Below are 12438 nucleotides of genomic sequence, written 5' to 3' on the forward strand. Positions count from 1 at the left end.
GGCTCCTCTGGACGCCGCCCTTTTTTGTGCAAGAGCATTATGCAAAGCAGCAGCAACCTATTTCCTGTCGCCCTGATCAGCGCCGAGCGGCGCGGCGATCTGAGCGAAGACGTCTATCGTCTGAAACCCGGCAACAGCCCTGATGGCACCGTCGAACTGGCTGTGACACGACTCGGTATGGCCGACGAGCCTGCGGTGCGTGGCGTGCCGGTGATCCTGTTGCACGGCAGCTTTTCCAATCGCCGGTTCTGGTTTTCCCCAAAAGGCCTGGGTCTGGGCGCCTATCTGACGCGTCTGGGATTCGATGTATGGATTCCGGAAATGCGCGGTCATGGCCTGTCCCAGCGCAACCAGAACTACCGCAAGAACCGCGTCGCCGACTACGCTCGTTACGATCTGCCGGCCATTGGCGCGTTCGTGCGTGAGCAGAGCGGCCAGGTCCCGCACTGGATCGGTCATTCGCTGGGCGGGATTACGCTGGCGGCGGCGCTGGGTGGCAAGTACATCGGCGAGCCGGTCGTGGCTTCCGCGGCATTTTTTGGTACACAAGTCAGTCGCACCTACTGGCCGTTGAAGATTCCGCCGGTGGAGTGGAGCGGACGCTTCATTCTTAAACGCTTTGCCCAGTTGTCCGGTTCAAGGCTCAAGCGCGGCCCGGAGGACGAGCCGATTGGCCTGGCCCTGGAAAGCATGCGCTGGTATGGCCTGTTCGGGCGCTTCGGCGATGCCGACAAGGATTGGTGGGCCGGTCTGGCTGATGTTCAGGTGCCGATACTGGCGGTAAGTGCAGCCAGCGATCATCAGGACCCGACGTGGGCTTGCCGTAAACTGTTCGATCAGATCGGTTGCGAGCAAAAGCAATTTATCAACCTGGGTCGCGAGCAGGGCTTCGGTGATAATTTCGGTCATGTGCAAATGCTTGTCAGCAAAGCCGCCCAGGCTGAAGTCTGGCCGTTGGTGGCGCGCTGGTTGGTAGATCAGCAGACGCCATTGCTCGGTGAAGAACCGGATCTGGCGGCGGCGATCTAAGCTGGATGCTCTAACAAGGGCATTTCGCTCCGTTCGGCTTGCGGCTAAGATATGACGCATTGAGCTTTTCTGGTCACTTTGCGACACACTCGATTGTCTTCCTCTTTACAGGAGTTTCTCGATGAACCATTACCTCACGCCTGACCTGTGCGACGCCTATCCGGAACTGGTGCAGGTGCTGGAACCGATGTTCAGCAATTTCGGCGGTCGAGATTCCTTCGGCGGCGAAATCGTGACCATCAAGTGCTTCGAAGACAACTCGCGGGTCAAGGAGCAGGTCGAGCTCAAGGGTAATGGCAAGGTGCTGGTGGTCGATGGCGGTGGTTCCCTGCGTCATGCGTTGCTGGGCGACATGCTGGCCGAAAAAGCCGCGAAAAACGGTTGGGAAGGGCTGGTGATCTACGGTTGCATCCGTGACGTCGATATCATCGCGCAAACCGATCTGGGCGTTCAGGCCCTTGCCAGCCACCCGAGGAAATCCGACAGGCGTGGGCTCGGCGATATCAACATTGCGGTGACCTTTGCTGGCGTGACCTTCCATCCAGGTCACTACATCTATGCGGACAATAACGGCGTGATCATCTCGCCTAGCCCGCTGAAGATGCCTGAATAAAAGCGCTTTACTAACAAAGGGGTGAGGATGTTCGAGGAAGAAAACGCGCAGTGGGGGCTGGTGCATGCCCTGGTGCTGGACGGTAAAGGCGGTGCGCGTTCGATAGCCCGGACTGAACTCGATGACTTGCAGCTGCAGGCCCATGAAAGCCTGTGGCTGCACTGGGATCGAAGTCACCCGCAAACCCAGACCTGGCTGCGTAAATCCAGCGGTCTGAGTGAGTTCAGCTGTGACCTGTTGCTTGAAGAAAACACCCGGCCGCGTCTTGTACAGCTTTCGGACAGCGAACTGCTGCTATTTTTGCGTGGGGTCAATCTGAACCCGGGCGCCGAGCCGGAAGACATGGTCTCGGTGCGGATTTTTGCGTCGGCCCAGCGGGTTATTTCTCTGCGTTTGCGTCCGTTGCGCGCCACCGATGAATTGCTGGTGCAAATCGCCGAAGGTAAAGGACCGAAAACTGCGTCAGAACTCATCCTTTATATGGCGCAATACCTCACCAACAAGGTGCAGGATCTGGTGAGTTGCCTCTCGGAAGTGGTCGATGAGGAAGAAGAAAAGCTGGATGCCGACGAACGGTATACACCCGAGCACGGAGCCGTTCTGCAGATCCGTCGCAGGGCTGCCGCACTGAAACGATTTCTTGCGCCGCAGCGGGATATTTTTGGTCAGCTGACACGAATAAAACTGCCTTGGTTCGTCGAAGATGACGGTGACTACTGGAACGAATTGAACAACAGCCTGACCCGGTATCTCGAGGAGCTTGAATTGACCCGGGAGCGGGTGGGGTTGGTCCTCGAGGCCGAAGATAGACGTTTGAGCGTGCGCATGAACCGCACGATGTACCGCTTCGGGATCATCACCGGGATCTTTTTGCCAATGAGTTTTCTGGCCGGTCTCTTGGGTATCAACGTCGGCGGGATTCCGTTCTCCGCAAGCCCTTATGGCTTCCCGATTGCCTGCCTGATGATGGTCTCGGTGGCACTGGGTCAGTGGTGGTTATTCCGACGTTTGCGCTGGGTCTGAGGGTGAGTCATGTGACCCGACCAAATTTGATCGCGTCTTTCACAGACATCACGAGAGGTGCGTATGCACGATCCGTTTGAACAGTCTTTGCGTGACATGCTCAAGGCATCACCGTCCACCCGGGACGACGATGCGTGCCTGGGGCGTGTACTGAAAACCGCCAACCGTCAGGTCGGCGCCGGTGATCTGTTCAGTCTGCTGGGCCGTTGGCTGCCCGCGCTGATGATTGCCCTTAACAACGGCTCGGCCCACGTCTCGCCGGTATCCCGCCACCGTAAACCTACCGTTCGCACTGCTGATAAGGCTGATTGAATATGGAACTTGATCTCTGGACTCAGAGCCTCGTCACTGCCATGACTGCGTTATGGACCAAGGTTGCAAATTTCATCCCGAACCTGTTCGGCGCACTGGTTGTGCTGCTGTTGGGTTTCGTCGTGGCGAAACTTTTGGATACTTTGTTGTCCAAGTTGCTCGCCAAGCTGGGCCTTGATCGCCTGATGGGTGGCACGGGTCTGACTAAATTGCTGTCCCGGGCCGGCCTTCAAGTGCCGATCTCGACGTTGATCGGCAAGATCGTCTATTGGTTCGTTCTGCTGATTTTTCTGGTTTCTGCCGCAGAATCCCTTGGACTTGAGCGAGTTTCGGCTACGCTTGACATGCTTGCGCTGTATTTGCCGAAAGTATTCGGCGCCGCGCTGGTGCTGCTGGTGGGTGTACTGCTCGCGCAACTGGCCAATGGGCTGGTGCGTGGGGCGGCAGAGGGCGTAGGACTGGATTACGCTGCGGGTCTGGGGCGAATTGCCCAGGGCCTGGTGATTATCATCAGTATTTCGGTCGCAATCAGCCAGTTGGAGGTCAAGACTGACCTGCTCAACCATGTGATTGTGATCGTATTGATTACCGTTGGTCTGGCGGTTGCGCTGGCCATGGGGTTGGGAAGCCGGGAAATTGCCGGTCAGATTCTTGCGGGAATCTATGTGCGTGAGTTATATCAGGTTGGGCAACAAGTGCGTGTTGGCGAGGTCGAAGGCCAGATCGAAGAGATCGGCACGGTTAAAACCACATTGCTGACCGATGAGGGTGAGCTAGTCTCTCTCTCCAATCGGATCCTCCTGGAGCAGCATGTGAGTAGCCGCTAATCCGGCAAACCCTGCTAATGTATGCCGCCGCAAAGTGCCCTGAAAGGGCGCGGCGGACATTGACCTGACTGTCGGCCCGACTTGTTTTGAATAAAGCTCAATCGCTGTCCACGCGCTACGACCCCCGCGAGCTCTCTGATGAGGAGTTGGTCGCGCGCTCGCATACCGAGCTGTTTCACGTAACGCGCGCCTATGAAGAACTGATGCGGCGTTACCAGCGAACATTATTTAACGTCTGTGCGCGATATCTTGGGAACGATCGTGATGCAGACGATGTCTGTCAGGAAGTGATGTTGAAGGTGCTGTACGGCCTGAAGAACTTCGAAGGTAAATCGAAGTTCAAGACGTGGCTATATAGCATCACGTACAACGAATGCATCACGCAGTATCGGAAAGAACGGCGAAAGCGTCGCTTGATGGATGCTTTGAGTCTGGACCCCCTCGAGGAAGCGTCTGAAGAAAAGGCGCCGAAACCTGAGGAAACGGGTGGACTTGATCGCTGGTTGGTGTATGTGAACCCGATTGACCGTGAAATTCTGGTGCTACGATTTGTCGCAGAGCTGGAGTTTCAGGAGATCGCAGACATCATGCACATGGGTTTGAGTGCGACAAAAATGCGATACAAACGTGCTCTAGATAAATTGCGTGAGAAATTTGCAGGCATTGCTGAAACTTAGTTCGGCGCAAATATCTCTTACGTGTAGGCAAGTTCTGATAGACTTGCCGCCGAGTTGTCCCCCGGTTTGCGGGACTGCTTCACAATCACCAGATGGGGATTTAACGGATGAAACTGAAAAACACCTTGGGCTTGGCCATTGGTTCTTTGATTGCCGCCACTTCGTTCGGCGCTCTGGCACAAGGCCAAGGCGCAGTTGAAATCGAAGGCTTCGCAAAGAAAGAACAATTCGACAGCGCTCGTAACTTCAAGAACAACGGCAACCTGTTCGGTGGTTCTGTTGGTTACTTCCTGACCGACGACGTTGAACTGCGTCTGGCTTACGACGAAGTGCACAATGCACGTGCCGAAGACGGCCGTAACATCAAGGGCTCCAACACCGCTCTGGACGCTCTGTACCACTTCAACAACCCGGGCGACATGCTGCGTCCGTACGTATCGGCTGGCTTCTCCGATCAAAGCATCGGCCAGAACGGCAAAAGCGGTCGTAACGGTTCCACCTTCGCCAACGTTGGCGGCGGTGCCAAGCTGTACTTCACCGACAACTTCTACGCCCGTGCCGGCGTTGAAGCTCAGTACAACATCGACCAGGGCGACACCGAGTGGGCTCCAAGCGTCGGTATCGGTGTGAACTTCGGTGGCGGCTCCAAGCCTGCTGCTGCGCCAGTTCCTGCACCAGCTGAAGTTTGCGCCGACAGCGACAACGATGGCGTATGCGACAACGTTGACAAGTGCCCGGACACCCCAGCCAACGTAACTGTTGACGCTGATGGCTGCCCAGCAGTTGCTGAAGTTGTTCGTGTTGAGCTGGATGTGAAATTCGACTTCGACAAGTCGGTAGTCAAGCCTAACAGCTACGGCGACATCAAAAACCTCGCTGACTTCATGAAGCAGTACCCATCCACCAGCACTACTGTTGAAGGTCACACTGACTCCGTCGGTCCTGACGCTTACAACCAGAAACTGTCCGAGCGTCGTGCAAACGCCGTTAAGCAAGTTCTGACCAACCAGTACGGTGTTGAATCGACTCGCGTTCAGTCTGTTGGCTACGGCGAATCCCGCCCAGTTGCTGACAACAAAACTGACGCTGGTCGCGCTGTAAACCGTCGCGTAGAAGCGCAGGTAGAAACTAACGCTAAGTAATTAGCTCGCAGCTCTGAAAAGCCCGGCTTAGGCCGGGCTTTTCTTTGTCAGCGATTTGGTGAGGGCAGGGTTGAAGCAGGGCGAGTCAGGCTGACTGATTGACTGCATTCGCGGGAAAATCAGATACCGACAGGGATACTTCTGCGCAGGCCGCGACCGCGCCGATGACCAGGATTGCCGGACTCTTCAACTCAAAGGCGTAGGCATCGTCTTCCATCGCTGTCAGATCGCTCCGACAGTCCCGTTGGTGTGGCAGGGAAGCATTTTCAATCATCGCCACCGGTGTATCCGCCGCCATTCCGCCGGCCAGCAGCTGCTCACGAATCTCGCTCAGTTTTGCGACACCCATATACACCACCAGCGTCGTGCCACCTTGCGCCAAGGCTTGCCAGTTCAAGCTGCTGCCATCCTGAGTGTGGGCGGTGACCAGCGTCACGCCACGCGCGACGCCCCGCAGGGTCAACGGAATACCGCATTGCGTTGCGCCGGCAAGCCCTGCCGTGATGCCGTTGACCAGCTCAACCTCAACCCCGCGTTCGCTAAGCCACTGCGCCTCTTCACCGCCACGGCCGAAAATGCACGGATCACCACCCTTGAGCCGCACCACGCATTGACCGTGGCGGGTATAACGCAGCATCAGTCGATGAATGAATGCCTGAGGCGTAGAGCGACAGCCGCCGCGCTTGCCCACGGGAATGATCCGCGCCTGCGGGCAATGCTCGAGCACTGCGTCGTTGACCAGATCATCGATCAGCACCACATCCGCTTCTCTCAACGCTCGCACAGCCTTGAGGGTCAACAATTCCGGATCCCCGGGGCCCGCACCCACCAGCCAGACTTTTGCGCTCATAGTGTTTTCCTCACGAGATGACGGCGATCGGCTGCGCTGTGGCGGCCAGCAAACGCTTGATTTCCGGGACGCAGGAACCGCATTGCGTGCCGCAGCCCAATTCTTGTTTCAGACCCTGCAGATCCAGGCCGCGGCTAATGCCCGCACAGACCGCGCTCTGGCTGACGTTTTTGCAGTTGCACAGGGTTTTGTGATCGACGGCCGGTGTATTGGCGTTGCCCGGTGGTGCGCTCAGCGGGGCCAGCAGCCAGCGCCGCAGTTGTTCATCCGCGCGACCTTCGAGCCACAGGCTTTGCAGCCAGTGTTGGGCGAGGGTTTCGCCGGCCAGACGAATCGCGGTGATCCGACCGTTCTCGATCCGCACGCGTTTGCCGATGGAGCGCCGTGGGTCGTCGTAAGCCAAAACCGGGCCTTCGTTGAGCCCCAGGCATTGATCGATATCACGCAGCAGTTGCGGATCTGGTGCGCCGGTGCTCGCAGCGCGTATCAGCAGCGCGGGGCGTTCACGGCCAGCCAAGCTGAGGCTTACGTAGGAAAACGCCTCACAGAGCGGTCGTAGCGTCTCAAAATGCTGTTGAACATCGTCCTCGACCAGGGCGAAAAGGTTCCACGGCAGTTGCACAGGTTCGAGGCGCACGCCGCTGTGCTTGAGTTCGGGTTGTTTCGACAACGGGTCGAAAGCCGGTTGGGTGAGTGCATTTACGCCACCCTTGAGGAAGCGGTCACCCCAATGCATGGGGAGAAAGGCCTGGCCCGGGCGCACGCTGTCGTCGCTGCCGACGGCGACAATCACCGCGCCACGGCGACTTTTCAGGCTGACCAGGTCGCCCGGTTGCAGCCGATGCCGACGCAGTTCTTCCGGGTGCAGACTCAACACTGCTTCGCTGACGTGGCCGAATAGCTGCGCGGCGGTGCCGGTGCGGCTCATGCCGTGCCATTGATCCCGCAGGCGGCCAGTGATCAGGGTCAGCGGGAAGTGCGCATCGCGTTGTTCCTTGGCGGCGCGATACGGGTCGGCCACGAATTGCGCGCGTCCACTGGCAGTCGGGAAAATCCCGTCCAGGTACAGCCGAGCCGTGCCTTCGCTGGCACCCGCAGGGAAGGGCCATTGCTGAGGGCCGAGGCGGTCGAGCAGCGCGTGACTGATGCCGGACAAGTCCAGATCACGCCCGCGGGTCAGTTGTTTGTACTCATCGAAGACGTGCGCCGGCGTTTCAAAGGTAAACAGGCTGGTTTGCCCCGGACGCAGATGTTGTTCCAGGCGTTGTGCGAAATCTACGGTGATCGCCCAGTCGGAGCGGGCTTCGCCCGGTGCGACGACGGCTCGACGAACGTGGGAAATTCGCCGCTCGGAGTTCGTCACCGTGCCGTCCTTTTCACCCCAACTGGCGGCGGGCAGCAACAGGTCAGCGAACGCTGCGGTTTCGGTGGTGCGGAAAGCTTCCTGCAACACCACGAACGGACAGGCTTGCAGTGCCGCGCGCACGGCGGTTTGATCCGGCATTGACTGCGCGGGGTTGGTGCAAGCGATCCATAGCGCCTTGATTTTCCCGCTACGCACCTGCTCGAACAGTTCAATGGCGGTTAGCCCGGTCTTCTCGGGGAGTTGTTCAACGCCCCAATAGGCTGCCACTTCCGCGCGATGTTCAGCATTGGCGGCTTCGCGATGGCCTGGCAGCAGGTTCGACAAGCTGCCGGTTTCGCGGCCACCCATGGCATTCGGCTGACCGGTCAGGGAGAAAGGCCCTGCACCGGGGCGGCCGATTTGCCCGGTGGCCAGGTGCAGGTTGATCAGTGCGCTGTTCTTTGCGCTGCCGGCGGTGGACTGGTTCAGCCCCATGCACCATAGCGACAGAAAACTCTTCGAGGTGCCGACCCATTTGGCGCATTGCTGCAGTTGCTCGACGCTGATCCCACAGAGCTGCGAAACCATCTGCGGCGTGTAATCGCGCACCAGGTTTTTCAGCTCGGCCAAGCCTTCGGTGTGGGCCTTGATGAAGTCCCGGTCGACCCAGTCTTCCCACAACAGCAGGTGCAAAATCCCATGGAACAACGCGACATCGGTACCCGGCAGAATGGCCAGGTGCAGGTCAGCCAAATCGCAGGTGTCGGTACGACGCGGGTCGATGACGATGACTTTCATCTGCGGCCGACGGGATTTCGCTTCCTCCAGCCGACGGAAAAGTATCGGGTGGGCGTAGGCCATGTTGCTGCCGACGATCATCACGCAGTCGCTCAGCTCCAGGTCTTCGTAGTTGCACGGCGGTGCGTCGGCACCCAGGCTGCGCTTGTAGCCGACCACTGCCGAAGACATGCACAGGCGCGAATTGCTGTCGATGTTGTTGGTGCCCACCAGCGCTCGTGCCAGTTTGTTGAACGCGTAGTAATCCTCGGTCAGCAATTGCCCGGAGATGTAGAACGCCACGCTGTCCGGGCCGTGTTCGGCGATGGTCTCGGCAAAAACGCTGGCGGCGTGATCAAGGGCGGTGTCCCAATCGGTGCGGCTGCGGGCCAAGCCTTTGCCGAGGCGCAGTTCGGGGTATAGCGCCCGAGCCGTCAGGTCGCCGGTCAGGTGCAATGTAGAGCCTTTGCTGCACAGTTTGCCGAAGTTGGCCGGGTGCGCCGGATCGCCGCTGACGCCGAGAATGCGCTCGCCGTCATGCTCGATCAGCACGCCGCAGCCGACCCCGCAGTAGCAGCAGGTGGAAGCGGTGATCTGACTGTTCATCAGCTTGCTTCCCGCAGAGCCAGCAGCACCCGGCCATTCTCGACCCGTGCGCAATGGTGGTGAGCGCAACCGATGTCCGGAGCCTGTGCTTCGCCGGTTTCCAGATCGATCTGCCAATTATGCAGCGGGCAGGCGACCCGTTTACCGTAGATCAAACCCTGGGACAGCGGACCGCCCTTGTGCGGGCAGCGGTCGTCGAGTGCGAAAACCTCATCGTCGCTTGTACGAAAAATCGCGATGTCACCTGTCGGGCCCGCGATGATCCGGGAGCCGAGGGCATTGATTTCTTCCAGTGCGCAGATATCCAGCCAGTTCATGCCGGCACCTCCAGGTTCTTCACCGCGATGACGTCGAATTCTTTTTTCAGCAGCGGCTGCTCCAGGCGTTCCCTCCACGGATCCTGTTCGAAAGACAGAGAGAATTGCAGGCGATCGTTGAGTGCCTTGCGTCGCTCCGGGTCTTCCAGCACGGCTTTCTTGATGTGCTCCATGCCGACCCGTTGCAGGTAATGCACGGTGCGCTCGAGGTAGAAGGCTTCTTCGCGATAGAGCTGCAGGAAGGCGCCGTTATACTCGCGCACTTCTTCGGCGGTTTTGAGCTTGACGAAGAATTCCGCGACTTCGGTTTTGATCCCGCCGTTGCCGCCGATGTACATCTCCCAGCCGGAATCCACGCCGATAATTCCGACGTCCTTGATGCCCGCTTCCGAACAGTTGCGTGGGCAACCGGAGACGGCCAGTTTCACTTTGTGCGGCGACCACATGTTGAACAGGTCGTGCTCAAGCTCGATGCCCAGTTGCGTGGAGTTCTGGGTGCCGAAGCGGCAGAACTCACTGCCGACGCACGTCTTCACGGTGCGGATGGATTTGCCGTAAGCGTGGCCGGATGGCATGTCGAGATCCTTCCAGACGCCCGGCAGGTCCTGCTTCTTGATCCCCAGCAAATCGATACGCTGGCCGCCGGTAACCTTGACCATTGGCACGTTGTATTTGTCGGCCACGTCGGCAATGCGCCGCAGCTCCGAGGGATTGGTCACACCGCCCCACATCCGTGGGACTACAGAGTAAGTGCCGTCTTTCTGAATGTTGGCGTGGGCCCGTTCGTTGATCAGGCGCGATTGCGGGTCGTCCTTGGCTTCGCCGGGCCAGGTGGAAATCAGGTAATAGTTGAGCGCCGGGCGGCACGTGGCGCAGCCGTTCGGAGTGCGCCAGTTCAGGTAGCTCAGAGTGCCAGCGATGGTCAGCAAATGCTGCTCGCGGATGGCCTGACGAATGTGCCCGTGGTTGAGGTCGCTGCAACCGCAGATGGCTTTTTCGCTTTTCGGTTTGACGTCCGCCGCGCCGCCCACGGTGTTGATCAGGATCTGTTCCACCAACCCTGCGCAGGAACCGCAGGAGCTGGCCGCCTTGGTGTGTTTCTTGATGTCGTCGACGCTGAATAATCCGTGTTCCTGAATCGCCTTGACGATGGTGCCTTTGCACACGCCGTTGCAGCCGCAGACTTCGGCGGTGTCGGCCATGCTCATGGCTTTGTCCTGGCCTTGATGTCCTACGTCGCCGAGAGCCAGCTCCATGGATGAAGAGCCGCCGAACATCAGGTGATCGCGGATCTGCGCGATGTCGTGATTCTCACGGATCTGCCGGAAATACCAGCCACCGTCCGCCGTATCGCCGTACAGACAGGCCCCGACCAGCACGTCATCCTTGATCACCAGTTTTTTGTAGACCCCGCCGATCGGGTCGGAGAGGGTGATGGTTTCGGTGCCTTCGCCGCCCATGAAGTCGCCGGCGGAGAACAGGTCGATGCCGGTGACTTTTAATTTGGTCGACGTCACCGAGCCCTTGTAGGTGGCGAAGCCCAGTTGGGCGAGGTGGTTGGCGCAGACCTTGGCCTGTTCGAACAGCGGCGCCACCAGGCCGTAGGCGATGCCGCGGTGGCTGGCGCATTCGCCGATGGCATAGATGCGTGGGTCGTAGGTTTGCAGGGTGTCGTTGACCAGAATCCCGCGGTTGCAAGGGATGCCGGATTTTTCCGCGAGTTCGGTGTTGGGGCGAATGCCGGCGGCCATCACCACCAGATCGGCGGGGATGATGTCGCCATTCTTGAACTCAACCGAACCGACCCGGCCATTGCCGGCATCGTGCAGGGCCTGGGTTTGCTCGCAAAGACGAAAATGCAGGCCGCGGGCTTCCAGGGCGGTTTGCAGCAACTGGCCGCTGGTTTTGTCCAGTTGCCGTTCCAGCAGCCACTCACCGATGTGCACCACAGTGACGTGCATGCCGCGCAGCATCAGGCCGTTGGCGGCTTCCAGGCCGAGCAGGCCGCCACCGATCACAACGGCGTGCTTGTGGGTTTTCGCGGTGTCGATCATTGCCTGGGTATCGGCGATGTCGCGGTAGCCGATCACGCCGTGCAAGGTGTTGCCGGAGATCGGCAGGATGAACGGGGTCGAACCGGTGGCGATCAGCAGGCGATCGTATTCGGCCTCGCTGCCGTCTTCGGCGATGACCCGGCGTTTGACCCGATCGATCTCCACCACTTTGCGGTTCAACATCAGCTTGATGTTGTTGTCCAGGTACCAGTCCAGATCGTTCAGCACGATGTCTTCAAAGGTCTGTTCACCGGCCAGCACGGGCGACAGCAGGATGCGGTTGTAGTTGGTATGGGGTTCGGCGCCGAAGACCGTGATGTCGTACAGCTCATTGCTCAGCTTGAGCAGCTCTTCCAGGGTACGAACCCCGGCCATGCCGTTGCCGATCATCACCAGTTTTAGTTTTTTCATCAGGTTCTCCGGGGAGCTCAGACCCGCCTCATCAGGGCTTTCAGGTCTTGCTCGACACATTTTGCGCAAACAAAAAAAGGCGTCCCGCTAGTTGCCTAGCGAGGACGCCTTTGTCCTGGTCCCGTTCTCTCGGGAAGCGCATCCTTCGTCGTTGAAGGCTGGGCTTTATAGTTGATGAGAGAGGTAATGCAGTGGTTGTGCCAAGTTCCTCAGATGCCAGGGTTTACTGGGGTTGGTCGCGGTCTCGGTATTTGATTGGGATGTTTTTGCACCGAATCAATGCACGTTGCCCGCAATTGGAGCGGTCTCTGTAGCAGCTGGCGAAGCCTGCGTTCGGCTGCGAAGCAGTCGTAATTCCTACATACACAGTGCATCAGGCACACCGCGGTGAATGAAATCGCGACTGCTTCGCAGCCGAACGCAGGCTTCGCCAGCTGCTATGTATGGACTCGCCC

11 protein-coding genes are annotated in these 12438 nt (G+C 58.8%); 7 read left to right on the forward strand and 4 right to left on the reverse strand.

Annotated features, from left to right (window positions below; translation table 11 throughout):
- Positions 1-39: 39 nt before the first annotated feature.
- The 7 genes from QK293_RS16305 to QK293_RS16335 all read left to right on the forward strand — a co-directional run bounded on the left by QK293_RS16305 (position 40) and on the right by QK293_RS16335 (position 5623).
- Complete coding sequence (locus tag QK293_RS16305) at positions 40-1029, forward strand: alpha/beta fold hydrolase (RefSeq protein ID WP_282378704.1); 990 nt, start codon at positions 40-42, stop codon at positions 1027-1029.
- 121 nt (positions 1030-1150) lie between these two features.
- Positions 1151-1642: a ribonuclease E activity regulator RraA gene (gene rraA / locus QK293_RS16310; RefSeq protein WP_282378706.1), complete on the forward strand. Its 492-nt coding sequence runs from the start codon at positions 1151-1153 to the stop codon at positions 1640-1642.
- A gap of 27 nt (positions 1643-1669) precedes the next feature.
- On the forward strand, positions 1670-2665 hold the full coding sequence (locus QK293_RS16315; RefSeq protein ID WP_282378708.1) for a zinc transporter ZntB: 996 nt from the start codon (positions 1670-1672) through the stop codon (positions 2663-2665).
- A gap of 63 nt (positions 2666-2728) precedes the next feature.
- Positions 2729-2977, forward strand: a complete 249-nt coding sequence (locus QK293_RS16320; RefSeq protein WP_045060997.1) for a hypothetical protein — start codon at positions 2729-2731, stop codon at positions 2975-2977.
- Positions 2978-2979: 2 nt separating this feature from the next.
- Positions 2980-3804, forward strand: coding sequence for a mechanosensitive ion channel domain-containing protein (locus QK293_RS16325; RefSeq protein WP_008027407.1), 825 nt, complete (start codon positions 2980-2982; stop codon positions 3802-3804).
- Positions 3805-3890: 86 nt separating this feature from the next.
- Positions 3891-4481: an RNA polymerase sigma factor SigX gene (sigX, locus tag QK293_RS16330; RefSeq protein ID WP_282378716.1), complete on the forward strand. Its 591-nt coding sequence runs from the start codon at positions 3891-3893 to the stop codon at positions 4479-4481.
- Positions 4482-4588: 107 nt separating this feature from the next.
- On the forward strand, positions 4589-5623 hold the full coding sequence (locus tag QK293_RS16335; RefSeq protein ID WP_282378717.1) for an OmpA family protein: 1035 nt from the start codon (positions 4589-4591) through the stop codon (positions 5621-5623).
- 85 nt (positions 5624-5708) lie between these two features.
- Here QK293_RS16335 and cobA read toward each other — a convergent pair whose 3' ends face one another.
- The 4 genes from cobA to nirB are packed head-to-tail and all read right to left on the reverse strand — an operon-like array spanning position 5709 to position 11983.
- Entirely contained in the window at positions 5709-6473 is a 765-nt protein-coding gene (gene cobA, locus QK293_RS16340; RefSeq protein ID WP_282378719.1) for a uroporphyrinogen-III C-methyltransferase, read from the reverse strand.
- 10 nt (positions 6474-6483) lie between these two features.
- Positions 6484-9201: a nitrate reductase gene (locus tag QK293_RS16345; protein WP_282378728.1), complete on the reverse strand. Its 2718-nt coding sequence runs from the start codon at positions 9199-9201 to the stop codon at positions 6484-6486.
- Positions 9201-9518 carry a nitrite reductase small subunit NirD gene (gene nirD, locus QK293_RS16350; protein WP_282378730.1) on the reverse strand — a complete coding sequence of 106 codons (318 nt, stop codon included), beginning with the start codon at positions 9516-9518 and terminating at the stop codon, positions 9201-9203. The genes QK293_RS16345 and nirD overlap by 1 nt, the downstream gene beginning before the upstream one ends.
- Complete coding sequence (nirB, locus tag QK293_RS16355) at positions 9515-11983, reverse strand: nitrite reductase large subunit NirB (protein ID WP_282378732.1); 2469 nt, start codon at positions 11981-11983, stop codon at positions 9515-9517. Before nirB ends, nirD begins: the two co-directional genes overlap by 4 nt.
- Positions 11984-12438 lie beyond the last annotated feature (455 nt).

The sequence above is a fragment of the Pseudomonas sp. AL03 genome (assembly GCF_029960815.1).
In the GTDB taxonomy this organism is placed as follows: domain Bacteria; phylum Pseudomonadota; class Gammaproteobacteria; order Pseudomonadales; family Pseudomonadaceae; genus Aquipseudomonas.